This window comes from Paenibacillus sp. J22R67 (assembly GCF_059692175.1).
Genome location: NZ_JCAUAX010000009.1, coordinates 173,672 through 199,889, shown reverse-complemented (window position 1 = coordinate 199,889; position 26,218 = coordinate 173,672). Strand labels below are relative to the sequence as shown.

Sequence of the window (26,218 nt, the reverse complement as noted above, 5' to 3'; positions counted from 1 at the left end):
CATACTTGTCTATACTTAGGGTATATCCAATCTAAGGAGGCTTTCCTAATGTTTAGAACAATTCAAGATTTCGTGAACGAATGGAACAATGAATCCACAGCAACTCAGCGCGTGCTCGATACGCTTACAGATGCATCCTTGAATCAACAAATCGCACCAGACTTCCGCTCACTCGGACAATTGGCTTGGCATATCGCCACAACCATTCACGAGATGCTTTCTCGCGTAGGCCTCACTTTTGAAGCACCTGAAGGCGATGAGCATGCGCCTTCCTCAGCCAAAACCATTGCCGATGCCTACCGTTCCTCAGCAGCTGGACTGACCAATGCCATCCAGTCCCAGTGGACGGATGCCAAGCTTACGGAATCCACTGATATGTATGGCCAAATGTGGTTGAATGCTACAACGCTCCGTATGCTAATCTCACACGAGATCCATCACCGTGGTGAAATGATCGTCTTGATGCGCCAAGCTGGTCTGCGTGTTCCCGATATCTACGGACCTACCCGCGAAGATTGGTTGGAAAGAGGCATGCAGCCGCTAGTCTAATCTATAACTCGCGTCTTACGACCCTCTATGAGCTATAATGGAAGAAAAGCCCAAGGAGTGGTCACGCTTGCACAATCATACCGTTATTGTTACCGGCGCTAATTCCGGAATGGGACTCGCGACAACCGTGGAGCTCGCCCGCAAGGGTGCCCACGTGATCATGCTGTGCCGCAGCCGGCCAAGAGGCGATCTTGCGCTTGCCGAAGCGCGTCGTCAGAGCGGCTCGGAGCGCATCGAGCTTATGCTTTGCGATCTAGGCTCACTCGCCAGTATTCGCGTGTTCGCGGACGGCTTCCTCGCCAAGCATAAGGTGCTGGACGTGCTTGTGAACAACGCAGGCGTTGTCACCGTGAAACGGCAAACAACATCCGACGGCTTCGAAGCGATGACCGGCGTTAACCATCTGGGCCACTTCCTGCTGACCCAGCTGTTGCTCGAAGCCCTGATTCGCGCCCCACAGGGGCGCATCGTCAATGTATCCTCAGGCGCCCACAAGATCGGGCGCTTCGACTTCGATAACCCTTACCTGACCCGAGGGTACAGTGTCTGGAGAGGTTATTCGCAATCCAAGATCGCGAATATTTGGTTTACACGCGAGCTGGCCAAGCGGCTTGCCGGCACAGAAGCGACAGTGAACGCGCTGCATCCCGGCGCGGTCGGTACGAATATCGGTGTCGATCGGGACACCGGATTCGGTAAGGCCGTTCACAGCTTGCTTCGGCCCTTCTTCCTGACGCCGGCGCAGGGTGCTGAGACAGCCATTTATTTGGCTTCCAGCCCGGATGTGCACGCAGTTAGCGGTGAATATTTCTACAAGAAGAAGATTGCTCCTATCTCCGAGAAGGCCAAAGATGATGAATTCGCTAGGCGTTTCTGGGCATGGAGCGAACGAGAAGTTGGATTAAATTCTGGTAAATAAGGGGAGAATAATCGAAGTTTACAATTCTGATGCACGGAGCGTGACTTCGATTGGACTTCTTTCATAGTCAGGAATCCCTTACTACGGCTGAATGGGTGATGAGAGCTGTTGTCGGCTACTTTTTCCTGCTAATTGCCGCTAAATTGCTTGGACAGCGTTCCATTTCTCAGCTTAGATTCCTGGATTTCATCATTGCACTTATTTTGGGAAACATTATCGCCCATCCGCTTTCTGATGAGCATTTGTCGTTAACTGGCTCTATGATCTCTACCACCGTGCTTGTAGTCCTTTACGTTGTGACATCCTGGTTAAGCCTGAAGTGGAATTTTCTTAAGCATTTTCTGGACCCGGCTCCTCTGACGCTAATCAAGCACGGGAAAATGATAATGAACAATTTGCGCAGAGCTCGCATTTCTGTAGACCACCTCTTCTCTGAGCTGCGGAAGCAACAGATTGAGGATATAGATAAAGTCGCCCTTGCTTTATGGGAGCCCGGGGGAACGATTTCCGTATTCCTTGAGACGCAGTACCAACCGCTTACACCCAAAGACATGTACATTCCCACCTCTTCTTTCTCGTTGGTAAAGCCGATCATTGTCGAAGGTACGACGAATGTGAAGCAGTTGGCCCAGCAAGGAAAGAACAGGATCTGGTTAGAAGGCCAGATTCATGCCGCGCAGGTTGATTTGGAGGATGTTGTGCTGGCCACCATCGATGATCAAGCTCAAATACGCGTATACACAAAAGCGGATACAACCGAACAAAACGAACGAACTCCTTGCTAGGGAGCGTTCGTTTTTTTTATTTCAAGGCAGGAGATATGTATATACTTTTTCCAATAAGAATGTTATTATCGTTTTACGTAATTACGTATTTAAATAGTTTAAAGGAGTGATTCTTTTGAATGCAAGGGATTATGGAGCCGAACTAGACGCCATGCAGGTTCAACTAAACAAGCTGCAACAGCTGATGGAGAATATCTCGCCTAACAAGGGTGTTTTGGGCAGTGGGGCAATCACGAAGTCTCACGTGCAGGAACAAAAACAACACTCTGAGGAAGAACGCGGCGGTGTTTATTACTCGGGGCAGTTTCACAACGGGCAATCCCATTATCGGTGGGAACCCCAGGAAAGAGGCGTAGATCAGCTTCTGGAACTGGACGGCGATAAAGCCGCCAAAATCCTGGCCGCTTTGGGCCATGAGATGAGGCTGGATATTTTAAGAACCGTTTTACAGGAGCCGCTCACGGGTCCTGAGCTCGTCGAACGACTGAACATGGGCACAACGGGGCAGCTTTATCATCATTTGAAAGCCCTCGCAGGAGCCGACCTCCTTGTGCAGGAGGAAAGAGGCGGCAAATACGCCATTCCTGGTCATCGCGTCCTTCCCTTGCTGCTGCTGTTTGCAGCCACTTCAGACTTCATGGATACAAGCGACTATCTGGACATGTTCGAGGTTCGCAGCGATGCGCGTTCCTACCTAGGTCCGGCTGCCGGTAATAGCGAAACCTTCGATCCGCATAATCTGTTGTGGGCCGTTGTGGAGAACAGCCTTTTGGAGCACACACATGGCACCTGCACGGAGGTTCATCTCTTCCTGCACCGGAACGGCAGCGTGACTGTCGCTGACAACGGCCGGGGTATTCCCGTGCATGCACTGCCCGATCAACAGCCACGGGTTCAGAAGGTGCTCACAGACATGAGCCGCTTAAGCGCAAGTGCTTCTTTCCTGGCACCTGGCGGTGAAAAAGGCATCAGCATGCCCATCGTCAACGCATTATCCCGCATGTTAACGGTCGAAATTCGCCGTGATGGCAAAGTGTTTGAGCAGCACTACAAGCATGGCATTCCGCAAAGCGAGCTACAAATCGTCGGAATCACCAAAGAGACAGGGACTCGTTTAACGTTCCTGCCGGATCGGGACATTTTTAACACAACCTTCGAGCTCCCTGTCTTGATCAAACATGTTGCAGAGCTTTCAGAGCTCTATCCGAAGCTAAAACTGCAGGTGCTAAGCGACTAATTCAATCAGCCAACCCCTGCTGTTAATGACTGAAACGCTTCTCGATTTTTTTACTAATCACCATCGAAGCCCCTACAAATAGGACGACGTAGATAAGTCTAGCCGGATTCTCGATAAACCGGTGAATATCATAGCCGATAAAAGAAACGGACATCACCATAACCGCTTTGCCGGCGAGCACAGCAACCAGAAATGAGCGGAACCTCATCCCAACTAGCCCTGCCGCCATATTGATGACAACGAACGGTCCCACGGGAAAGAGACTAAGCAAAAACACATAATTAAAAGCCTGCCGGCGAGCCCAAATCAGACTTTTCTGCACCTTCGGTTTCTGCGACCACCGTACTAAATAGGGATGACCTGCCACTTTTTTCACAATCGCGAACGTCACCAAACATCCGGCCACAATCCCAATCCATGAGTACAAAAAGCCGAGCCAGAGCCCGTATACAGCCGCATTCACACTAATAATGACAAGTGTCGGCAGAGGCGGAATGAACGATTTCATAAAAGGAAGAAGAAGACCTGGCAATGGGCCTAGTGATCGGTATTTATCGACCAGCATGGCCAAATTCTCTTCCGTCATATAAGACAGAAGCTCTGTCAATCCCATTGGGGACACACCTACTTTGCTTGCAATAATGAAAGGCGGAAGCGCCGCCGCCGTCTATAGGCATGATAGCATATTTTGCGAGATTGGAGCACGTTTTTAAGCGCAAGCGCAGACAACGAAAACGGGGCTGTCTCAACAAGTCAGGAATGACTTGTTGAGACAGCCCCGTTTCGATTCTGACATTCGAACAAAAAAAAGCCCACCGAAGCCGTGTAAACGGTTACGATAGACTTTACGTTTTCTTCTCTTTGGCTTTCTTACGATCAACCACACACTGCTCCCACTTCTCCTCTACTTCCTTAATCATCGGATGGAGCATATCGTACATAGCAGCTAGCAGCGAAAATCTTTGTGAAAAATGCTCCAGTGATTCCTTCTGCTCCGAACTGCAAGTTTCGATATTGGGAATTTCTTGTACGGTTTTTTCGGCCCATTTATGAAATAATTCCAAATCCTGAACGATTTTGCGAACGTGATTCAGACTATAACTTTCAGAAACATAGTAATAATCTCTTCGATCATTACTAGAAGGCATCTTCTTGCACATGCCCATTCTTTCCATATTGCGTATTTGAATGCTTACAGCGGCTTTGGTAACGCCAAGTTGCTCTACAATATCCTGTAAACTAAGAGGACATGTAGCGAACATAAGCTGTGCAAATATTTTCCCAACAAGCGGGCTAAACCCTTTTTTTTCGTAATTCAGTGACATAAAATCGCTAATTGTTTGCTTCCACTCAGAGAAAGTCTGTTCATGTTGATCCATCCCTTACTCTCCCTCTCTGTGAACAATTTTAATAACTAACAATGATAATCATAGTCAAAATAAAACGGTCAGTCAACTTTAATGTCGAAATATTGACAAATATCGATATTGTGAACGTTGTGTGACGTTACACGTTGTGTAATTGACATTCGTGTTGCACGGACTTATATTATGATCATTAACAACGTTGTTAACGATAAATACTAACGCAATACAGTTAGTGACATTTTATATATATCCGAGGGAGATGTTCCAAATGAAAAAACCATTCAAAATTTTAACAACAGGCACACTTGCTGCCGCAATTCTACTATCGGGTTCCGCCCTTACTGCAGGCAAAGCATTCGCTGACGAAGCTGTTCCAGCACAAAATACTTCACAAGCAAATTCGTTTGCAAACCAACTCATCAACTATCATCTATCCATTCTTGCTAAAGATGCTGCTCAAGCCACTGGTAAAGACGAAGACGATATCAGAGATGCTCTCGCAGTTGGAAGCACGCTGCCGGAAGCTACAGGGCTTAGCAACACCGATCTACTTTCTGATTTGACACCAATTATTACCCTTGATTTACATAAAGCAAACAGCTATGGCATCATTTCGGCCGACGAGGTTCTAGCTAGCGAAGCTGTTGTTGCTGAACAGTTGGGTTCTATTTTAGGAACACAAGGAGATAAACTCCCTGCTGCTGACAGCAACGCGGTCCTGGCTCATCTTGTAATGACTCGATTGGACAATGTTGTGCAGAATACAGCTAGCTTTGCAAGAAAAGATCAACATGACGTTTCCGAAGATCTTCGCCAAGGTCAAACACTCGTTCAATCAGCAACATCTTTAGACCCAGGCGAGTTAAAAGATGATTTATTGGGCTTGCTTAAACAAGATCTACAATTTCAAGTCTCTACGTATGGAGTCTCTCAAGCGGATGCCGATCATTTCTATGCAATAGGCGCTGGTAAACTATCCGAAATCATTAATACGACTGGCTACAATCCTGATAGTGTGAAATCAGCAGCTAGCGATTTAAGTAAACTTGTTGCTAGCCGAATTAGCCATGTTGTTGCGGATACAGCATTTTTCGCCAAAAAAGATGAGAAAGACGTTTGGGATGATTTGCATCAAGGCAAAACGCTTGTCGCTTCAGCAGCTAACTTAGATCCAGGTGAATTGAAGGAAAAAATCTCGAATGTGATTCGACAAGATCTTGATTTCCAAGTCGCTATGGGCCATGCTGCACAAGAAGATGCTAACAAATCCTATGCTGAGGCTGTTTCTAAACTCGCGGGTATTTTGAATACGCCTGGTTACCAACCAGAGTCGACTCAAGCTGTTCAGGCGGATCTGCAAAAGGTTATTCAATCGCGTATCGATCGTGTAATCAATGACACAGCTGTCTTCGGTAAAAAAGAGGAGCGCGATGTCCGTGAAGACCTTCGCCAAGGTCAAACGCTTGTTGCCTCAGCGGCAAGATTGGATTCAGGCGAACTGAAAGAGAAAGTGTTAAACCTTCTGAGACAGGATCTTGATTTCCAAGTGTCCTTGAACCGCGCAACACAAGAAGATGCTGACAAGTATTACTCCGAAGGGGCTGCGAAGCTCACGGATATTATCAACACACCTGGTTACACACCCGAGTCCGTTACAGCTAAAGCGGATCTGCAAAAACTAATCGATTCTCGCATTAATTTCGTGATCAACGACACCGCTGTTTTCGGCAAAAAGGAAGAGAAAGACGTGCTTGAAGATCTTCGTCAAGGAAAAACCCTTGCGGCTTCAGCGGCTAACTTGGATCCAGGCGAGCTGAAAGAAAAGATTCTAAATGTCCTTAGACAGGATCTTGATTTCCAAGTATCCTTGAATCGCGCAACACGAGAAGATGCGGATAAGTACTACTCCGAAGGAGCTTCGAAGCTTACGGATATTATCAACACACCTGGTTACACACCAAGTAAAGCCTAATTGTTAATATAAAAAGAGCTGTCTCAAAAGGTCAGAAATGACCTATGAGATAGCTCTTTTTTGCTGTATGAAGACCAGGGCGAGTGGAACTATGATACGCTATTCACTGGATAACTGGGGTAATAGCCCATTAAGGGGAATTATGGTCCTCTATTTTATGATATTTAGCCAAAAAGAAGGATTTCGGGGCATATAAGGCCCCCTATTTCCGCTTTACCCTGTTATCCAGCCATTACGGTTGAATAGCGCCCTGTAGTTCCCTTACCGTACAAAAAGCGTTTGAGTGAATCTGCGTCATTCCATGAGATGGCGTTGGTTTACGCCTCGAGCGGGTTCACCGCCTCATGGAGTAGCTGCTCCAACTCGGCGGTGTAAGCCGCTTGCTGCGCTTCGTCCCAGCCGAAGCGCTCCGCCATGAAGGCGACCACGGGCGCCTTCCACTGCCGTGCCCACGCGATATCGAAGAAGAGGGCTCCCGTGCGGCGAATGAAGAAATCCACCGGCTTCACAGCCATCTCGCTTTCGATCGCGTACACGAGCGAAGCGAGCACAGAGGCCGGCATCCCCTGGCACTCGGCCTCATCCTTGTACTGCGCCAGCAAGTCAAACACGGCATCCACATTGGAGCCGTATCGCCGCGCCAGCAGCGCAGCCTCAGCACGTGTCAGCCCCAGCCGCTGGCCTTGGCTGACTTTGCTCTGCAAGAACGGCTCCAGCATCGCGGAGCCGCCCACATTGCCGCCAGATATCGGCAACGTGCGCGTACGACTCGGCGACAGCGCAGTCGCCGAAACCACACCCTCCGCCACCAGCATGGCGGCGATTTTGTCCACGACCGTCTCCGCCATTTTGCGGTAGCCGGTCAGCTTGCCCCCGGCCATCGAGATAAGGCCGGAGTCCGACACGAAGATTTCATCTCGGCGCGAAATCTCGGAAGGATCTTTGCCCTCCTGATGGATCAGCGGGCGCAGCCCCGTCCAGCTCGACTCCACGTCCGCTTCCGTCAAGCCAAGGGTCGGGAACATCTCGTTCGCGGCGCGCAGTACATAGGCGCGGTCCGCCACGGTAATTCGGGGATTCACGATATCCCCTTTATAATTCGTATCCGTCGTCCCGACGTAGGTTTTGCCGTCACGCGGGATAGCAAACAGCATGCGCCCATCCGGCGTATCAAAATAAATCGCCTGACGCAGCGGGAATTTGCTCTGATCGAACACCAGATGCACCCCTTTGGTCAGATGAAGCGTTTTGCCCTTCTTGGAGTGGTCCATTTCGCGCAGCGTATCCACCCAAGGTCCTGCTGCATTCACAATCTTGCTCGCGTACAGCGAGTAAGACGACTTACCGCCCTTTTCGCCGCCGGCGTCACCACCCAGCTGATCCGCCACTCGAACCCCAACTAGCTTGCCATTTTCCACCAGCAGCTCTTCCACTTTGGCATAATTGACGGCCTGTGCGCCAAGCTCCACAGCTTTTTTCATAACTTCGATCGTCAGACGCGCATCATCCGTGCGATATTCCACATAATAGCCGCCGCCTCTCAGATCTTTCTTTTTCAAAAGCGGCTCATGCCCCAGCGTTTCCTCTGGACGAAACATTTTACGGCGCTCTACTCGTTTAACTCCCGCTAAGAAATCGTAAACCCTTAAACCAAGAGAGGTAGACAGCTTGCCGAACGTGCCCCCTTTATAAAAAGGCAACAGCATCCACTCCGGTGTCGTTACATGCGGACCATTTTCGTACACAATCGCACGCTCTTTGCCTACTTCGGCTACAACCTTCACATCCAGCTGCTTCAAATATCGCAGCCCCCCGTGCACAAGCTTCGTCGACCGGCTCGACGTTCCCGCCGCAAAGTCCTGCATATCAATCAACGCCGTGCGCAGCCCTCTGCTCTGAGCATCCAACGCAATACCTGCACCTGTAATGCCTCCGCCAATTACGATTAGATCAAATGGCCTCTCCGACATGGCTTGCAGCATTTCTTTTCTTTTTAACCCGCTAAAGTTATCTGTCATTTCCGTCATCCCAGTCATCTTGAAAATCTCCCCTCGCATATGAAAAATAAAAAGCCGCAACAAACCCAACACGTTATCACGTGCAGGCCGCTGTGGCTTCTCCCTTGTCTCCAACCAATTATTAACTTGTTATAAGTATATCATATCATGGCACAAATTATTTAAAAGCCATCGCGGCTTTAACTGCTTTTTTCCAACCGTTGTACAATTGTTCTTGACGCTCCGTCTCCATCACAGGCCCAAAGGCCTCATCCACCTGCCATTGCGCCGCAATCTCCGCTTGATCTTTCCAAAAGCCTACAGCGAGCCCAGCCAAAAAAGCTGCGCCAAGCGCTGTCGTTTCACTAATGACCGGACGCTCCACCGTGACACCCAGCATGTCGCTCTGGAACTGCATAAGGAAGTTGTTCTTCACCGCACCGCCATCGACACGCAGCTTCGTCAGCTGAATGCCGGAATCGTCTTCCATCGCCTGCAGCACATCCTTTGTCTGGTAGGCAAGGGATTCGAGTGTAGCCCGGATAAAATGCTCCTTGGAAGTCCCGCGTGTCAGCCCGAAAATCGCGCCTCGAACATCGCTATCCCAGTATGGCGTACCCAGTCCAACAAAAGCCGGAACGACATACACGCCGTCTGTCGACTCTACACGCTGTGCATATGCCTCGGTATCCTGAGCCATTTTGATCATCCGCAGCCCGTCACGCAGCCACTGAATGGCCGACCCCGCTACGAAAATACTGCCTTCCAGCGCATATTCTACCTTCCCGTTCAGCCCCCAAGCAATCGTGGTCAAAAGCCCGCTGCGCGACGGAATCGCATGATTACCTGTATTCATCAGCATGAAACAGCCGGTGCCATAGGTGTTCTTGGCCATCCCTTTTTCAAAACAAGCCTGCCCGAACAAGGCCGCCTGCTGATCACCCGCCGCACCCGCAATCGGGATCGCCGAGCCGAAAAAGAGATGTTCCTGCGTATGCCCATACACTTCCGAAGAAGAACGCACCTCTGGCAGCATGGAAGCTGGGATGTCTAGATAACCTAACAGCTCTTCATCCCACTTCAGCTCATGTATATTATAAAGCAGTGTTCGCGAGGCGTTGGAATAGTCCGTTACGTGCGCTTTGCCGCCGGTAAGCTTCCAAATCAGCCAAGTGTCCATCGTACCAAATAATAAATCTCCACGCTCCGCTTTCTCTTTTGCGCCATCCACGTGATCCAGAATCCATTTGATCTTGGTGCCCGAAAAGTAAGCGTCAATTAAAAGCCCTGTGCGTTCCCTAAAAATGTCGTTAAGCCCTTGTGCCTTAAGTGTTTCACAAATATCGGCTGTCTGGCGAGACTGCCAGACAATGGCATGATACACGGGCATTCCCGTGTGCCGATCCCATACAACCGCCGTTTCACGTTGGTTCGTGATGCCTATGCCTGCGATCTCCGCAGGCTGCACACCGGATTCCGACAATACGGCCGCGATGACACCTTGAATCGAAAGCCATATTTCATTCGCATCGTGCTCAACCCAGCCCGGCTTCGGGAAATGCTGCTTAAACTCCTGCTGAGCCGTGTGTACGATGCTGCCTTTTTGATTAAATAGAATCGCTCTGGAACTTGTCGTCCCCTGATCCAGCGAAAGAATATAGGAAACGGCTTCTGCCATTGTTATACCTCCAATAGTTAGGATCGTTGATGATACTGCTGCCACAGCTCGATGTTCGACGTCGTGACAGCTGTCGCTCCAGCTCCTAATGCCTGCTCCACGTCACCTACAGAACGAATGAGTCCTCCTGCAAAAATCGGAATACCCGAACGCTCCTTCACTTCCTTAATAATGTGTGGAATGATGCCAGGAAGGACTTCGATGTAATCTGGCTGCGTGCGTTCCAGAAGCGTGTAGCTTTTTTCAAGTGCGCTGCTGTCTAGGAGAAAAAGCCGCTGAATGGCGATGAGCCCATTCTGTTTCGTCTTCGTAATGACCGTTCCCCGTGTAGAAATGATCCCGGCAGGACGTATGCTTTGGCACAGAAACTCAGCCGCATACTCGTCATTCTTCAGTCCTTCAATCAAATCCGCGTGCAGCAGCAGCTTCTTGCCGTTTGCCCGGCCCAGATCCACAATGCTTTTCAACTGCCCGATATGGCTGTCCAGCAGCACAATATAGGTATAAGAAGTTTTTAGCAGCTTCTCTAAATCCTTCATTTTGCGAATCGCCGGTAAAATCCGTTGCTCCTGCAAAGACAAGTTCATCATCTCCGTTCACTCGTTCCTATGCACGCCCCTTAGGGGGATGACAACAAAAAAACTCACCAAAAGATGTGCCAATTCATATGCAAATGGCAATCCTCTGTGAGTCTCCTGTTCTCCGTCACATGTTATTAACTTACTTCCCATTGTACTGAGACCTGCCCCACCTGTCAATGCGAACAGCCGCCCATTCTAGGTCATGTGGAGAGCGCCTTGCGTACGGCTAAAATGTATTTGGATTGGTCGAGCGGATTCACGCCCCGCCGCTTCCGCTCCGCATGCACATCTGGCGGACTTGGCTGATAACCCCCGAACGATGAGGTGATGACACCTCTGCCTCCGGACATCGCGCTGAGCTTCACTGGATAGTCCAAGGAAGTAGCCACCGGCAGTCGGCCCTCAACAACAAAGCGATCACCGCTCAACTGAGGCGGATCAAAGCTCGCCCGCATTTGCACCAGATCGCTCAGCACCTTACCTCCGTAAACCTCTGGAACGGTTATTCGCACTTGCAGCATCGGCTCAAGCAGTGTGGTCCCCGTTTGCGCCAAACCCTGCATGAGCCCCATCGGTGTCGCAACAGCAAAATCGAGCGGATGAGTATGCCAGACATGATGCTCCCCTTCCACAAGCGTTACCTTGAGATCGGTAACTTCCCAACCGAGCAGTCCCTGCTGTAGGGCTTCCGGCACACGGCGCTCCACTTCGCTCTGGTACTGCACCAGCAATTGATCAGCGCGCACCTGCGATGAGTATATTAACCCGCTGCCCGGCGCCCCGGGCTCGATGCGAAAGCGCAGAATGGCCCAGCACGGCTTGGGCATTGTATAAGCAATGAAGCCTTCACCTGGCTGAGAAGGCGTTTCTTTGTAGATCACGGAGGGCTGATCGAACCTTACGTGCAGCCCAAAACGCGAAGCCAGCAGACTGGTCAGAATCTCAAGCTGGATGGCGCCCATAACCTTCACGTGCAGCTCGCGCTCTTCTTGGAGCCACTGCAAATCAAGCAGGGGATCTTCGTCCGTTAGCTCCTGCAGCGCGGCTACAAGTGCCGGGTACTGCGCGTCGCTTTCCGCATGCACCTGCACGGTCAACAGCGGCACTGCGAGCCGTGGAGCCGGCGGTACAGCGTCAGGCCGGCCTAGCACATCGCCGATGCGCACCTGCGTCAAGCCGCAGACAGCCGCGATGTCGCCAGCTGCGACATAACCGATATCTTCGGCGCGGCGGCCGTCGATTTTGCGAATCTGGGTCACCTTCTCCTCCACGCCCCGCGTGGCATTAAGCACGGTGTCCCGGTTGCGGATCGTCCCCTCGTAGAGGCGGACGTACGCCATTCTTCCCATGGTCTTGTCCCGCTCGACCTTGAAGACCACGGCCGAAAGCGGCTGCTCCGCGCTGCCGCTCGGCCCGGGCAAATAATCGAGGATGGCTTCCATCAGCTCCTCGATGCCTAATCCTTTGCTCGATGCGCCGACGAGCAATGGAAAGGCCTGCCCCTGCCGCGTATATCGCTGCAGGGCTGCTTTTACTTCGCGTGCCGCGATGGGCACGCCTTCGATGTAGCTCGTGAGCAGCTGCTCATCGAGCTCGGACAGCTTTTCGACCGCTGCCGTGAGGTCGAAGCTGGGCGCGCCGGACGCGCCCTCAATCAGCACGTTCTCCGCGCCGCGGAACGTGTCTTCAGCGCCGAGCGGTGCATAGATCGGCACCGCCATGCCCGTGAGCTGCTTCTCTATGTCGCGCAGCACTCTGGCCGCGTCCGCGCCGACGCGGTCCATTTTATTCACATACAGCAGAGTTGGAATTTGGAGCGTCTGCAGCGCATGCCAGATCATCTCGGTCTGTGACTGCACGCCTTCAACGGCAGAAACAATCAGAATCGCCCCATCCATCACTCGCAAAGAGCGCTCCACCTCTGATAGGAAATCTACATGCCCGGGAGTGTCTACCAGGTTAATCGACGTTTCCTTCCATGTAAAAGTGGTCGTAGCACTGCGCACCGAAATGCCGCGTTCCCGCTCTACATCCATAGAATCCGTTTGCGCGGTACCGCTATCCACACTGCCTAAGGCGCGGATTCGCCCGCTATGATAAAGCAAATGCTCGGTTGTCGTCGTTTTGCCCGCGTCCACGTGTGCGAAAATCCCCACATTTCTTCGGGGAATTGCATGATCCTTACCCATTTCATTGGTCATTGAAGTGCTCTGCTCCTTCTATTTACCAGGTTTTGTCTCCCTATTATACTTGAAGAACGGACACCTATGAATCTTTATACTAGAAGTGCATCTGCGTACATTTACTCGTTTAACTTTTAAGACTTTTAAGGAGGTAAACTGCTATGTTGGATATCGCTCACTCTAATGAACAAGATCCGCCCGTCTCAACGCTTACAACCATCCTGTTACATAAAGATCACCCTGCTATCCTTGCGCTTTCTGAAGCAGACGACCGCTTAGCTTGCCTCATCCGCCTGGTTGGCGAGCTGACTTTAACACCAAGTTCCTCGCCCTTTGAGTCCTTGGCCATGTCCATTATTTCTCAACAGCTATCCGCCAAAGCGGCAGGTACTATCAAGGCCAGAGTGAAGCTAGTTTTGCCAGCATTCACCCCTGAGCTCGTGCTTACTGCAGATGAGGCTGCCATACGGCAGTGTGGGGTCTCCTTTCCCAAGATCCGCTACATTCGCGATCTTAGCACGAAGGTCATAGCCGGAGATCTGCGTTTGGAAGCCTTGCATGAGCTCGATAACGAGGAGCTTCTGAAGCAGCTTACTAGTGTCAAAGGCATTGGTGTATGGACAGCAGAGATGTTTATGATTTTTGCTTTGGGCCTGCAGGATGTCATGTCCGTCGGCGATGCGGGTCTCCAGCGCGGTGCCCGCTGGCTGCACCAAATGGAGGAGCGCAAAGACGGCAACTACTTGGGGCAAATCGCTCCGATATGGTCGCCTTACCGGAGCTTCGCATCGCTCTATTTATGGCGAGCTGTCGATATGGGCTTTGTAGATTCTGGGCTTCCGGTGGAAGCATGTTTGCCATCGTCGATCGCTGCGGAAGAGGCTTGAGGACTGGACAGACGAGTCGCGCACGTAAGGGATTCAGCGTAATGGGCAGTAGAAGCCGTGCAGCCTCATTGGATGATTTCCAATGCAAACACCAACGACGCACCAAATTTGCTCATTTCATTGGACGAAATCCAATGTACACACCTATTCCAACCATCAAAACCGCAATCTTATCCTGACTCGTGCTAATCTTACAGCAGAATCACGAAATAGCGAGCCTAGTTTACTAAATTCCACTATTTTATCAGTTCCGCCCAAAGAGGAAACTGCTCGTTTACTCCAAATAAAAGACTCTAGTTCCGTAAGCCTTAGCGTTATTCACGCTAGGTTTGATTAATTTGTTATTTGCTGGTTAGGTAGAAGTTTGCTGTATAGTGAATAGTGTGATGGGTTAGTGGGGTTTAGTTAAAGTAGCAAACACAAACAAGTAAAGCCTTAGCGTTGTTCACGCAAAGGCTTTTTGAAATTTGTTATTGGGGATGAGGTGGAAGGCGTTTGTATAGTGGATAGCGTCATAGAATGGTCCAGGATCGCCTTCCAATACCAGCTCCCAAGGACTTCTGCTTTCTCCTTGTTGCACTTTTGTTGCACTTTGTGCAACATTATGTCCTCAATTGAACCAATGTCGCCTTCTATGTTGTACTTTGTGCAACATTTCGGACAGATCTATGTGATTTTCGCGCAGCTCGGTCTAAATGATTGTACTTTGTGCAACATTATCGCCTTAGTTCACCGATTGTCGCCTTCTATGTTGTACTTAGTGCAATGAATTCAAGCATCATTCCACCGACGCCCGCAGTCCCTTTAAATAAGTCTGCAGCAATCGCCGCAAACTCTCATCACGTTCAAGACCCATGCGGAACCCGTTCCTATGTTCAAGCGACGCGAATCCATGCACCATACTCCGAAAGCCGCGCACCACATGCAGCGCATCTTCCTCGCTGAGTCCATACGGAGCAAGAACCCGCAGCAGGAAAAGCACAACATCGTTGCCCGCCTCCCTAAGCTCCGGATCTTCATAATCAGGCAAGATGGATATCGCTTCATAAAGACCCGGGTGATTTCTGGCAAAATTCACGTAAGCAAAGCCTACGGCTAACAGCGCATCGTCTTTCGCTTTGCCAATCACCGCATCGACCATAGCCGCCTTGATAAGCATCAATCCACGCCGGGAAAGTTGCATCCTAAGATCAGGTAAACCTTTAATATGGTTATAGAGTGAAGGCGTCTTTACATTCAATTTGGCTGCTAATGCTGCTAGTGTTAGGCCTTCGACACCTTGTGTATCCGTCATCTCCACAGCTGCTTGCAGCACATTTTCTGCGTCTAGTCCTCGTTGTGCCATTGATGTCCCGTCCCTTACCTAAATGTTTGCTGCTGCCATCTGAAATTTTTGAGCTGCTTCCGCAATGGCGCGGTCGATCACCGCAAGCGGCTGTTCAATCATTACGCCGTGTCCAACAGCAAGAACACTTGGAGATAGCTGCCTCAATTTGCGTGCGCTCTCCAGTGAGACTTCTTTGTTCCATGTTGCCATAGCCGGGAACGGAAACCATAACTTCATTAACCCGGAAACCGCTACTCCGCCGCGAACTTGAAAAGCATCACCGGCAATCAACGCGCGGCTGCGTACATCCAGGAATGCCATCAATCCCGGCGTATGCCCTGGAGCGGCAATGGCTTGGAGCGAACCTACGTAATCGCCATCCTTCAACAGTACATCCGGCTTCGTCTGTACCGCCTTCGGAACGTCTCCTTTAATCGGCGTATTCGGTTCACCGGCTTCCAGTTCCTTGCTGCCCGCCAGTAGTTTGGCATCTCTTCGCGAAATATACACCTTCGCCTGCGGCAGAACTTTTTTCAACCCATCTAACGCTCCGATATGGTCGCCATGTGCATGAGTAAGCACGATGCGCGTAATTGGTTTACCAATACTCTCTGCGGCCTGAAGAATCCCTTTTACACTGAATGGCAAAGCCGCATCAACTAGCGTCAATTCGTTTTCTTCCTCCACCAAATAACAATTCACCGGAAAAAATCTCGGCATAAAAGCCACCTGATACAAAGAACCTATTTTCGTTACTTTCATTTTGAACGCCTCCCGCTTGTTATCTATATAAGTATAATAACTAATGTCATTAGTTTTGTAAAGCTGTCTTTCGCCTAAAACTCATTTTTTTTTCTGTTATGATAAAATAAAGTTTATCGCACTACCCCATCATGCAAAAAAAGTGAGGATTTCCCATGAATACTGAAACGTTAGAGCTTTTCCGAACATTGACTGAACTCCAGGCAGCACCTGGCTTCGAACGAGACATCCGCAGGTTTGTCCGCGGCGAAATGGAGAAATATACCGACGAGTTCGTCCAAGACGGCCTCGGCAGCTTGTTCGGCATCCTGCGTGGCGACGAGGCTGGTCCCCGAATCATGGTTGCCGGCCATTTCGACGAGGTTGGCTTCATGGTTAGCGGCATCACCGAGCACGGCACCATCAAATTCCAGCCCCTCGGCGGCTGGTTCAGTCAAGTGCTGCCCGCCCAGCGCGTGCAGATCATGACCGAGCGGGGGCCGATCATCGGCGTGATCGGCTCCGTGCCCGTGCACTTGCTGGACGAAGCGGCGCGCAGCAAGCCCGCAGACATCAAGACGATGTACATTGACATCGGGGCTGAAGATAAAGCCGATGCACTCGCCATCGGCATCAAGCTCGGGCAGCAGATTGTTCCCATCTGCCCGTTCACGCCCCTGGCCAATCCGAAGCGGATCATGGCCAAAGCTTGGGACAATCGCTACGGCGTGGGCCTGGCGATTGAACTGTTGAAGGAGCTTCACGGCGGGCCGAAGCTCCCTAATGTCCTGTACGCGGGCGCTACCGTCCAGGAAGAGGTTGGCGTGCGCGGTGGTCGCACGGCAGCGAATCTCATCCAGCCGGACTTGTTCTACGCGCTGGATGCCAGTGCCGCCGGGGATATGACCGGCGACCGCAATGCTTTTGGGCAGCTGGGGCGCGGAGCGCTGCTGCGCATTTTTGACCCAACGATGATCACCCATCGCGGGATGGTCGAGTTCATTCTGGATACGGCGGAGACGCATAAGATTCCATATCAATATTTTATTTCGGCGGGCGGTACGGACGCCGGACTGGTGCACGTGCAAGGTACCGGAATTCCTTCTGCCGTGATTGGCGTCTGCGCGCGTTATATCCATACGTCCGCGTCGATTCTTCACGTGGATGACTATGCTGCAGCAAAAGAGCTGCTCATCAAGCTCGTGCAAGCGAGCGACCGTACAACATTGAACACGATCCATGCGCAAGCGTGATTCGTGACGCTCAACCCGCCCTTCGGCGGGTTTTTTTATGCAAATGTAGAACTCATGTTCCAATATATGGTATAATTAGCAGAATCATAGGATCATAGAAAGAAGGCCCGTAATGACGTATATCATTCGAGAAGCACAACCCCAAGATACGAAAGAAATCAGCAATTTTGTTTCCAGGCGGACAGGCAAGATGATTTCTCCTTTGCACATTGAAAATAGGCTGCATTTTATACGTGACAATCCCGATGAATCCCTCTATGTATACGAAGAAGAGAACCAAATTCTAGGCACTTTAGGTTTTCGTATTCGCCAGGCGGACGATACCGTTGTGAAGTTTAGTGAAATCTCCGTCATTTCCATGGAGGAGACGAGCAGCCGCCCAGCAGCAGCAGATAAGTTAAAGAGCTATGCAGAGCAGTTGACCCAAGAGCACGCTTGCACCGGGATGTGGTGGATTACAGGTTCCGAGAACAATGCGGATAGCCGGAATGCGAAGCAACCGCTTGGGTTTCATGAAACTGGGTATCGATTCGTCAAAAGATTCCTCTAAAAAAGTCCGAGAATTTACTACGAAACTTGGAGGAGTGATTGTTATGTCAACAGGTTTTAACATAGGTAATTTCACAAGTGGTAGCATCATCTTTTTTGTCGTTGCAATTATCTTTATTCTTGTCATTTGTTTACTTATGTTCATGGCCATCAAAGGATTTATCTCCTGGTCATCCAATAACGCTTCCCCCATCCACAACCTAACCTGCAAGGTGGTAGCCAAAAGAATGCAGGTTAGCGGAGGTTCCGGGGATTCGAGTGCGAATACGAGCTATTATGCTACATTTGAATTTGAGGACCGCGAGCGATTAGAATTGCGCGTCGGAAGAGATCAGTTTGGTTATATCGTTGAGGGAGACCAGGGAATACTGACTTATCAAGGCTCCAGATTCAAAGGTTTTTCTCGCCAGTTATCTTTTCAAGCATAAGGAGATTATCTATGACACATCATCAATTTGTAACAGCCAAAGGTCTAGAAGGAGTTGCCAAAGTAAGAGCTTTCTGCGAACAACTTCCTGAAGTTGTAGAGAAGATCGACGGTTTTGGCCATGTCACCTTTCGCGTGAAGGACAAACCCTTCGTCATGATGGGAGAAACGGATGGACAACCTTCCACTGCAATCAAGACCAATATGACGACGCAAGAATTTCTCCTCCAACAGGAGGGTACGCCCTATTATAGGACGGCCTATATCGGACAGCATGGTTGGGTGTCGATTCGCGATATGGACCTAGTTCCCTGGTCCGAAATAACCGACCTAATCACAGAGGGGTATGCCCGAACTGCTCCCAAAAAACTGCTTCAACTGATCCAAACGAAATAGAACTACGCATCCTTTACAAAAACTACGCAATTCGGAGAAAATCAAAGGAAACACTAAACTAGTCGGTAATAATCGCTTTTTAGCAAATATTCTGAATATTTACAATATTTTAATAATAGGCTATAGTTGGTTTAGGCTCACTTGAAGGACAAACCTTACAGCTGGTAAGGACCCCCAAGAGTAGCCAGGATATTCTCAACTTAGGAAGGGGATAGTCCAATGGACAAGGTTAGCGAAACATGCCCACTTTTCCTTCTTACGACGGAAGAAAAGGTGCGGGAACGAGTTACGTTCATCGGGCATGTGGGAACCCAGAGGCGGTAAATGTGAACAGCGTTTATTCGAGGAAAGGATCCGTAACAGCGTTAAGTCGTAATTTCAACGGAAGTTGGTTTGATTGGAGTGTGTTTAGGGACAATTGAATACCATGTATGAAACTTAGAGACCCCCGGTTATCACTGATAAGCGGGGGTCTCTATTTGCGTCCCTTTAAGATTCCAGCAGCGACAGCCGAACGATAAAAGTCGTCTTCTTCTCCGGTTTACTCTCTACGGATATCGCACCTGCATGCATATCAATGATTTTTTTCACGATCGAAAGTCCTAATCCGTTGCCGCCATGGGTTCGATTTCGCGATTTATCCGCTTTGTAGAAGCGTTCAAATATATGCGGCAAATCTTCCTCAGAAATATTAGCGCCGTTATTGGATATTCGGATGATGGCTTCTTTACGAGTGCTTTCAACATGGACACCTATTGTGCCGCCAACGGGCGTGAATTTAACCGCATTATGAATTAAATTCGTCCACACCTGGCTCAGCAGATCTTCATCAGCCGATAGGGTTACTGGTTCCAAGTCAATGTCCATCTCGATGTTTTTCTCTATCCATTGCGGTTCACAAGCAAGAATATGATTGCGTATTTGCTTATCTAGACGGTAACTTTTCGGTTCAAAAGGGTGATGTTGTGACTCTAGCGACGATAATTTGAGCAAGTTATCACTCAGCTTGGAAAGACGCGTGCTTTCGGCCTCAATAATTTCCAAATAATGCTTGCGTTCTTCTAGCGTAATGGTCTCGTTCTGGAGCGCTCGCGAAAAACCGCTGATAGAAGTGAGCGGAGATTGAATTTCATGAGAAACGTTAGAGATGAATTCCTGCCTCATTTTCTCCAATTGCCCCAGCTCCACCGCCATGTTGTTGATGGAATCAACCAGCTCTACAAAAGGGCCATTGTGAGGATTATTGTCAACGGACACATTGAAATCCCCTCTGGACATGCTTTGGATTGCCGCAATCATGGTCTTGAAGAATTTCATTTGCTCACTGCGGAAGAACCTACCTAAGAAAGTCATGGTGACGCCCCAAAGAAACATTCCGCTAATACAGTTAATAAGCTGAACGAACACTTCACTTGGGCGCTTATCGATATAGGCGTAGAACCACTCTGTCCCATAGAAGGCACCCAGCCAGTACAGAATAATGAGCAGAAAAAAACCTATGGCGAACAAAGTGCCGCGTACACGCTGGCCGCGACTTCTATGATCCTTCCTCCGCGCTCTCCTGTTCATGATTGCAGGACCTCCATCCGGTAGCCTAACCCCCGAATCGTCGCAATGCGAAAAGCGTGCCGCTCCTCTGGAAACCGTTCGCGGAGCCTATTGATATGAACATCAATGGTCCGCTCATTGCCTTCGTAATCAAAGCCCCAGATCTGCTCGATTAACTGGTCGCGTGAGAACGTTTTTCCCGGGTAACTCGCCAACTTATATAGCAGCTCAAATTCTTTGAGCGGCAGCGTCAAACTCTCGGAACCGACGGTTACCTCGTAGGTTTTTTTGTTCATGCTTAGGTCGCCGACCTGAACGGTTTGGGACGAAGCAATTTTATAACGTTTCAGCAGCGCTTTAACCCGCATCGCAAGCTCCACAGGCTCGAAGGGCTTAACGAGGTAGTCATCCGTCCCCAGCTCGAAGCCTTTGACCTTCTGCGAAGTCTCGCCTTTGGCGGTGAGCATGAGCAGCGGGATATCATAGTGCTCCCGCAGTTCCTTGCAGAGCTCCCATCCATCCATATTCGGCATCATGATATCCATAATCACCATATCGACTTGGACGGTTTCTAACAGCTTGAGCGCTTCCGCGCCGTCCGAAGCTTCAACCACATCGAAACCTTCGTTCAGCATAAAGACGCGGACCAGCTCACGAATATAAGGATCATCATCTACGATCAGAATTGGAGCCATTTTACATCCAGCCTCGCTTCTTGTTGGTCTAATTTTTTATCTTCCTTGAGCATAAGGCACTTTTATAAACTGAATTTAAACCAATCAAGGCCAATTGTATGTAAGGGCTTTTTTTGGCAAAAAATTTGTGATACATTTTGGAGAAAGTAACTGTTTAGGGGGATCTCACCGGATGATAACGAACACGTATACCGAGTTTTCCATGCTAAGAAGTGCCGAAGCTGAAGCAGCTTATCAGCAAGAGGTAATCTCTGAGGGTTATGCTGGCTTTCGCCGCCTGCTGGACGGCTTAACCGAAGCAATCAAAGCAGCCGGAGATGCGGACATCCCTGGCCTAGAGCAGATCCTAGCAAAAGCTAGCCGCCTATTTCCTGAGCCGGTTCATTTCAGTCCGTCGTGGGAGCGCGTTTGGGCCGAGTTGGAAGCTACCTTAGCCGCGAAGAAGCATGTCCTGTCGACCATTTCACCAGCGGAACGCACAGGAGAATGGCAAGTTATCATGGATAACCCACAGGTTGTTCAAGAGGTTGTGTGCTACCCCGGACTGGACTTCCATGACGCGGCTTACTTGTACGCCTATTTCCGTCCCCAGCTGGAGAAATCGGAGTATATTCGCCTTCAGAAGATTCAAACTGTCATTCAGGAACTTGGTTACTGAATGACACTGCCATGAATCTACCTATTGCAGCTTCGACTTCATCCACGCACACCATTCCAGGTCTGCATCTACTTTGAGCGTGGCTTTCCTTATCAGGACATAATTACCGAACAAGCGGTCATGTATCCCTAACTCCTCAAGCGGTATCTCACTTAGTCCTTTGACCTTCTCAAAGCTCTCTATAAATCGCTCTTTCTTCCCTTTATAATAGCTTTCGCGCTCAATCAGCATTTTCATTGCCTCTTCTTTGTTTACGAGGCCAATGCAATATACTTTCAACGCAAATTCATCACGCGTTACCGGAGGGTCTGTCGGCAGCCCAATCCACTCCTGAAGTGCCTTCAATCCAATTTCTGTTAACGAATATACCTTTTTATCCGGTTTATCCGACTGTAGTACATGTACAAATTCAACATACCCCTTCTGCTCTAACTGAGCAAGGAGTGGGTATATTTGACTGTGCTTTGCTGGCCAAAAAGGCTGAATATGCTGCATAAGCTCATAACCCGTTCGGGAATCTTTAGATAGTAGGCTGAGCAAGCCATAGGAAAGGGTATTCATAGGAACTCCTCGTTATGTCATAATTGACATATATCCACTTTGGTAGTATGATGATTTTCATTCAAATTATAGAGAATCCGGCGAGTAAGATCAATGGAGAGTGGAGGTATCAAGTGAGCAAGGATGATTTACAACAGGTTCGTTTCTGGCCAATTATGATTGCAATCTTCTTCGGATCTTTCGTTTCGATCTTGAGTATGAGCACAATTAATATTGCTATACCGATTTTGAGTGAACATTTTCATGCTGATTTGAGTAAAATCCAATGGACAATCACAGGATTCATGCTCGCAAGCGGTACGATTGCCCCTATAACTGGTTATTTAGGGGAGCGATTCAGCTATAAACGTCTGTACGCTTTGGCTCTAGTCGGCTTTACTATCTTTTCCTTATTATGTGCAATTTCATGGGATGCTTCCTCCCTTATTGCTTTCCGTATCATCCAAGGGGCATTCAGCGGGCTCATTATGCCAGCGACGATGACTATCGTATATCAGGTCATTCCTCGTGACAAGCAGCCTATTGCGATATCCCTATGGTCCTTATCCGCTATGATGGCTCCTGCTATCGGGCCGACTTTGAGCGGCTGGCTTCTGCAAAATTGGAGCTGGCACTGGTTATTCCTGCTTAATGTACCCGTTGGACTTATTGCTATTTTTCTCGTTCTCAAGCTAATTCCATTCTACCGTCTTTCTGTGCCGAAAAGGTTCGATGCGATCGGTTTAGTTACCGTCGTCCTTGGAAGTCTCTCTTTACTCGTTGCTTTCTCTCAAGGTCATTCTTGGGGATGGGCATCGGGTCGTGTCATCGGTTTGTTCGCAGGAGGTATACTTATGCTCGGTCTCTTCATTTGGAGGGAACTGAAAGCAGATTCTCCTTTGCTGAATGTTCGCGTCCTAGCTAATGCGCGTTACTCTTTGACACTTATTATTTCTAGTATTGTTACTATCAGCTTGTACTCAGGAACTTTCCTTACACCTATTTTCCTGCAAAATATTCAACATGTCACGCCGCTCGATACTGGCTTGATCCTGCTGCCAGCTTCTCTTGCTATGGCGCTCTGTATGCCGATTGTAGGTAAACTATACAGTATTCTAGGTCCGCGCATTCTCCTGTTTGCCGGAATTTCCATGATTGCAATAGGCACATTAACACTTAGCTGGTTGAGTGTCGATGTTTCCCGCGGCTATATCGTATTCTGGATGATCGTACGTAACGTCGGGATCGCTTTTGCGACAATGCCTGCAAGTAACGCCGGTATGGAGCAAATTCCACGCACGCTGTCCGGTCATGCAACATCCATGAGCAACTGGGTGCGTAACGTTTTTGGCTCTTTCGCTATTGCTCTTTTCACATCCGTTCTAGCCTCCCAAACTGCGACCCATTCCCAGGACCTCGCTGCTAGCGGAATCACGGATAAAGTCGTTATCGGCATGCAATCTTTTACAATGAGTGTGAACGATGTGTATCTACTAGCTACCTTCATCGTGCTAGTTGCATTGCCACTCAGCTTATTCGTCGGCAAACGCCCGATTGAGAAAGAATCTCCTGCTGCAATTGCTGCGGTAATCAAGCCTGAAGCAGCTAAATAATTAGAAAAGTCCTTACCCTTACTGTGTATTAGACAGTGGAGTAGGGACTTTTTCTTTTTAGCTGCCATCTGGCTTGCTGCCGGCGTTGAGACGGCCTTTTTGGCTTTCTCGTCTCTTTGATGTGGGGCTACGTTGTACTTTATACAACGATTTGATGGCTTTTATGAGCTGGAGCCACCTTTCATTATACAAAATACAACAATTTCACCAAAATGGGCCGTATAGCCATCTTTAAGAAGCAAATGGTTGTATTAAATGCAACATAGCATGCTGCCAAAGCATGCTTAGGCTCATTTGATTGTACAAAGTGCAACCAAGGGATAGCCCTTATTTGCGCATCCACGAGAACGAGCAACCTTCACTTTTGGAGTAGCTAATTCTACATAGGTGGAATAGCACCGATTCACTTTAACTTGTTTAACTTCCTCATCCCGCACCATTCTCGCTAACAAGCATTCTTGCTGCATCTTTGTCACTTGGAGTAGCTACCTCCAGCTCTTGCCACTTAAAGCAGCTTCTCTCGCAATAGCCGCTCTACTCAAACAAAAAAGCCTTCAGCCAAGGATAACTCCTTGCACGGAAGGCTTCTTCTTATTAACCCAAAACCACGCGGTCATCCGACAGCTTGCTGCCGCTGATGTTCTCGAACTCACCGAGCAGTTGCTCCACGGTGAGGTCCTTTTTCCGCTCCTCGCTCACATCGAGGATGATGCGGCCCTTATCCATCATGATCAGGCGATTGCCTAGACGAATCGCCTGCTCCATGTTATGCGTGACCATGAGCGTGGTCAGCTTCATTTCGCGCACGATTTCCTCGGTCAATCGTGTGATTAGCTCCGCCCGCGCAGGATCGAGCGCGGCGGTATGCTCATCCAGCAGCAGAATCTGCGGTTGGGTGAAGGTCGCCATCAGCAAGCTGAGGGCTTGACGCTCTCCGCCGGAGAGCAGGCCCACCTTCGCGCGCAGACGGCCCTCCAGGCCGATGCCCAGGCGCTGCAGCTGCTCCAGGAACAACGCGCGTCTACGCGCGTTGGTGCCGAAGCTAAGCCCGCGCTTCTTGCCGCGGGTGTACGCCATGGCGAGATTCTCCTCGATGGTCATTCGAGGAGCGGTCCCCGCCATGGGATCTTGAAAGACGCGGCCGATCCAGCGGCTGCGCTCGTATTCAGGCAGGTGGTGGATCGTCTCACCACTGATCGACACTTCGCCGGCATCGGGCGTCATCACGCCGGAGATGATGTTCATCAACGTAGATTTGCCGGCGCCGTTACTGCCAATGACCGTGACGAAGTCGCCGGGCTTCAGGGTTAAGTTAATGCCGATCAGCGCAATTTTCTCATCGGCTGAACCAGGGTTAAACAGTTTGGAAACATTCGAGAGCTTAAGCATCAGCGGCCACCTCCCTTATTCATTTGCACAGCACGGGCGATAAGCTCAGCAGAGCGGCGTTTGGCCGTTGCCTTTTGCCGAATAGACCGCTGCACGGATGGCAGCACAAGCGCGATGATAACGATAATCGCTGTAATCAGTTTCAAGTCAGAGGCATTGAGCCACTCAACGCGCAGCGCCAAAGCCACCACGATGCGATACACAATAGAGCCAAGAACAGCCGCAAGTGTCGCTCGGAACACACTCTGGGAACCAAAGATCGCTTCTCCGATAATGACGGAAGCCAAACCAATGACAATCATCCCGATTCCCATTGATATATCGGCAAACCCTGACTGCTGAGCAATCATCGCACCGGAAAGCGCTACTAATCCATTCGATAAGCTGACACCTAGGATTGTGGTATTATCTGTATTTGATCCAAAGCTGCGAATCATGCGGGCGTTATCCCCCGTTGCACGTAGCGACAGCCCCAGATCCGTATGCAGAAACCCGTCTAGCAGCAGTTTAAACAAAATCACGACAATGAATCCTACTGCAATCGGAGATATGGACGTGAACATGGTATCCGCACCAAGCAGCGAAATGTTCGGTCTTCCCATAATCCGCATATTAATCGAATACAAGGCAATCATCATCAAGATACCAGACAAAAGCCCGTTAATTTTCCCCTTCGTGTGAAGCAATCCCGTACAAGCCCCCGCAGCTAGTCCCCCTGTAAAAGCAGCCAAACAAGCGAGCACTGGCGAGTAGCCATGCGAAATCATAATAGCCGCAATCGCTCCGCCCGTCGTAAAACTCCCGTCCACCGTCAAGTCAGGGAAATCGAGTATCCGAAAAGTGATATAGACACCAAGTGCCATCAGGGCATAGAGAAGCCCCAGCTCGACAGCACCGTTCATGGAATCCATCATGTTGTAACAACCT

The 26,218-nt window shown here is 49.6% G+C and carries 25 protein-coding genes; 12 read left to right on the top strand and 13 right to left on the bottom strand.

From position 1 onward, the window contains the following. Window positions 1-48 precede the first annotated feature (48 nt). The 4 genes from AC58VC_RS28240 (at window position 49) to AC58VC_RS28225 (ending at window position 3,490) form a co-directional block, all read left to right on the top strand. Complete coding sequence (locus AC58VC_RS28240; RefSeq protein ID WP_497373626.1) at window positions 49-549, top strand: DinB family protein; 501 nt, start codon at window positions 49-51, stop codon at window positions 547-549. 37 nt (window positions 550-586) lie between these two features. Then, window positions 587-1,468 carry an SDR family oxidoreductase gene (locus AC58VC_RS28235; protein WP_497373624.1) on the top strand — a complete coding sequence of 294 codons (882 nt, stop codon included), beginning with the start codon at window positions 587-589 and terminating at the stop codon, window positions 1,466-1,468. A gap of 50 nt (window positions 1,469-1,518) precedes the next feature. Next, entirely contained in the window at window positions 1,519-2,253 is a 735-nt protein-coding gene (locus tag AC58VC_RS28230; RefSeq protein ID WP_497373622.1) for a DUF421 domain-containing protein, read from the top strand. Window positions 2,254-2,359: 106 nt separating this feature from the next. Then, entirely contained in the window at window positions 2,360-3,490 is a 1,131-nt protein-coding gene (locus AC58VC_RS28225) for an ATP-binding protein (protein ID WP_497373621.1), read from the top strand. A gap of 22 nt (window positions 3,491-3,512) precedes the next feature. Here AC58VC_RS28225 and AC58VC_RS28220 read toward each other — a convergent pair whose 3' ends face one another. Further along, on the bottom strand, window positions 3,513-4,103 hold the full coding sequence (locus AC58VC_RS28220; RefSeq protein WP_497373619.1) for a TVP38/TMEM64 family protein: 591 nt from the start codon (window positions 4,101-4,103) through the stop codon (window positions 3,513-3,515). Window positions 4,104-4,335: 232 nt separating this feature from the next. Beyond that, window positions 4,336-4,869 carry a GbsR/MarR family transcriptional regulator gene (locus AC58VC_RS28215; RefSeq protein ID WP_497373617.1) on the bottom strand — a complete coding sequence of 178 codons (534 nt, stop codon included), beginning with the start codon at window positions 4,867-4,869 and terminating at the stop codon, window positions 4,336-4,338. A gap of 256 nt (window positions 4,870-5,125) precedes the next feature. On the opposite strand from AC58VC_RS28215, the gene AC58VC_RS28210 reads away from it, so the two are divergent. Beyond that, complete coding sequence (locus tag AC58VC_RS28210) at window positions 5,126-6,829, top strand: hypothetical protein (RefSeq protein ID WP_497373615.1); 1,704 nt, start codon at window positions 5,126-5,128, stop codon at window positions 6,827-6,829. A gap of 317 nt (window positions 6,830-7,146) precedes the next feature. Here AC58VC_RS28210 and AC58VC_RS28205 read toward each other — a convergent pair whose 3' ends face one another. The 4 genes from AC58VC_RS28205 to AC58VC_RS28190 form a co-directional block, all read right to left on the bottom strand. Continuing rightward, window positions 7,147-8,847, bottom strand: coding sequence for a glycerol-3-phosphate dehydrogenase/oxidase (locus AC58VC_RS28205; protein ID WP_497373820.1), 1,701 nt, complete (start codon window positions 8,845-8,847; stop codon window positions 7,147-7,149). Between the two features lie 157 nt (window positions 8,848-9,004). Then, a complete protein-coding gene (glpK, locus tag AC58VC_RS28200; protein ID WP_497373613.1) occupies window positions 9,005-10,504 on the bottom strand; it encodes a glycerol kinase GlpK in 1,500 nt (499 codons plus the stop codon). Window positions 10,505-10,521: 17 nt separating this feature from the next. Continuing rightward, window positions 10,522-11,085, bottom strand: coding sequence for a glycerol-3-phosphate responsive antiterminator (locus tag AC58VC_RS28195; RefSeq protein WP_497373818.1), 564 nt, complete (start codon window positions 11,083-11,085; stop codon window positions 10,522-10,524). A gap of 200 nt (window positions 11,086-11,285) precedes the next feature. Continuing rightward, window positions 11,286-13,274 carry a GTP-binding protein gene (locus AC58VC_RS28190; protein ID WP_497373816.1) on the bottom strand — a complete coding sequence of 663 codons (1,989 nt, stop codon included), beginning with the start codon at window positions 13,272-13,274 and terminating at the stop codon, window positions 11,286-11,288. A 155-nt stretch (window positions 13,275-13,429) separates the two neighbouring features. Between AC58VC_RS28190 and AC58VC_RS28185 the strand changes: the two genes are divergently transcribed. Continuing rightward, the gene (locus AC58VC_RS28185; protein WP_497373611.1) at window positions 13,430-14,155 is read left to right on the top strand and encodes a DNA-3-methyladenine glycosylase family protein; all 726 of its coding nucleotides are present in this window, start codon (window positions 13,430-13,432) and stop codon (window positions 14,153-14,155) included. A 778-nt stretch (window positions 14,156-14,933) separates the two neighbouring features. Here the strand turns inward: AC58VC_RS28185 and AC58VC_RS28180 are convergent. Continuing rightward, the gene (locus AC58VC_RS28180) at window positions 14,934-15,500 is read right to left on the bottom strand and encodes a TetR/AcrR family transcriptional regulator (RefSeq protein WP_497373609.1); all 567 of its coding nucleotides are present in this window, start codon (window positions 15,498-15,500) and stop codon (window positions 14,934-14,936) included. Between the two features lie 18 nt (window positions 15,501-15,518). Further along, complete coding sequence (locus tag AC58VC_RS28175; protein ID WP_497373607.1) at window positions 15,519-16,244, bottom strand: MBL fold metallo-hydrolase; 726 nt, start codon at window positions 16,242-16,244, stop codon at window positions 15,519-15,521. A gap of 155 nt (window positions 16,245-16,399) precedes the next feature. On the opposite strand from AC58VC_RS28175, the gene AC58VC_RS28170 reads away from it, so the two are divergent. From AC58VC_RS28170 to AC58VC_RS28155, 4 genes are all read left to right on the top strand, one after another. Continuing rightward, window positions 16,400-17,476: a M42 family metallopeptidase gene (locus tag AC58VC_RS28170; RefSeq protein ID WP_497373605.1), complete on the top strand. Its 1,077-nt coding sequence runs from the start codon at window positions 16,400-16,402 to the stop codon at window positions 17,474-17,476. Window positions 17,477-17,588: 112 nt separating this feature from the next. Continuing rightward, entirely contained in the window at window positions 17,589-18,026 is a 438-nt protein-coding gene (locus AC58VC_RS28165) for a GNAT family N-acetyltransferase (protein WP_497373603.1), read from the top strand. Window positions 18,027-18,069: 43 nt separating this feature from the next. Continuing rightward, on the top strand, window positions 18,070-18,453 hold the full coding sequence (locus AC58VC_RS28160; protein ID WP_497373601.1) for a DUF2500 domain-containing protein: 384 nt from the start codon (window positions 18,070-18,072) through the stop codon (window positions 18,451-18,453). Between the two features lie 11 nt (window positions 18,454-18,464). Next, entirely contained in the window at window positions 18,465-18,848 is a 384-nt protein-coding gene (locus AC58VC_RS28155) for an MmcQ/YjbR family DNA-binding protein (RefSeq protein ID WP_497373599.1), read from the top strand. Window positions 18,849-19,337: 489 nt separating this feature from the next. Here the strand turns inward: AC58VC_RS28155 and AC58VC_RS28150 are convergent, their stop codons facing one another. Together AC58VC_RS28150 and AC58VC_RS28145 are read right to left on the bottom strand one after the other, a co-directional pair. Next, a complete protein-coding gene (locus tag AC58VC_RS28150; RefSeq protein WP_497373597.1) occupies window positions 19,338-20,417 on the bottom strand; it encodes a sensor histidine kinase in 1,080 nt (359 codons plus the stop codon). Continuing rightward, the gene (locus AC58VC_RS28145) at window positions 20,414-21,091 is read right to left on the bottom strand and encodes a response regulator transcription factor (RefSeq protein WP_497373595.1); all 678 of its coding nucleotides are present in this window, start codon (window positions 21,089-21,091) and stop codon (window positions 20,414-20,416) included. Before AC58VC_RS28145 ends, AC58VC_RS28150 begins: the two co-directional genes overlap by 4 nt. A 172-nt stretch (window positions 21,092-21,263) precedes the next feature. On the opposite strand from AC58VC_RS28145, the gene AC58VC_RS28140 reads away from it, so the two are divergent. After that, window positions 21,264-21,749: a hypothetical protein gene (locus tag AC58VC_RS28140; RefSeq protein ID WP_497373593.1), complete on the top strand. Its 486-nt coding sequence runs from the start codon at window positions 21,264-21,266 to the stop codon at window positions 21,747-21,749. Between the two features lie 21 nt (window positions 21,750-21,770). Here the strand turns inward: AC58VC_RS28140 and AC58VC_RS28135 are convergent, their stop codons facing one another. Then, window positions 21,771-22,310: a PadR family transcriptional regulator gene (locus tag AC58VC_RS28135; RefSeq protein WP_497373591.1), complete on the bottom strand. Its 540-nt coding sequence runs from the start codon at window positions 22,308-22,310 to the stop codon at window positions 21,771-21,773. A gap of 155 nt (window positions 22,311-22,465) precedes the next feature. On the opposite strand from AC58VC_RS28135, the gene AC58VC_RS28130 reads away from it, so the two are divergent. After that, window positions 22,466-23,902 (top strand): DHA2 family efflux MFS transporter permease subunit, encoded by a 1,437-nt coding sequence (locus AC58VC_RS28130; RefSeq protein ID WP_497373814.1) that lies wholly within the window; start codon window positions 22,466-22,468, stop codon window positions 23,900-23,902. Between the two features lie 594 nt (window positions 23,903-24,496). On the opposite strand, the gene AC58VC_RS28125 is transcribed toward AC58VC_RS28130, so the two are convergent. After that, window positions 24,497-25,291 carry an ABC transporter ATP-binding protein gene (locus AC58VC_RS28125; protein WP_497373589.1) on the bottom strand — a complete coding sequence of 265 codons (795 nt, stop codon included), beginning with the start codon at window positions 25,289-25,291 and terminating at the stop codon, window positions 24,497-24,499. Next, window positions 25,291-26,205 carry an ABC transporter permease gene (locus tag AC58VC_RS28120; RefSeq protein ID WP_497373587.1) on the bottom strand — a complete coding sequence of 305 codons (915 nt, stop codon included), beginning with the start codon at window positions 26,203-26,205 and terminating at the stop codon, window positions 25,291-25,293. Before AC58VC_RS28120 ends, AC58VC_RS28125 begins: the two co-directional genes overlap by 1 nt. Window positions 26,206-26,218 lie beyond the last annotated feature (13 nt).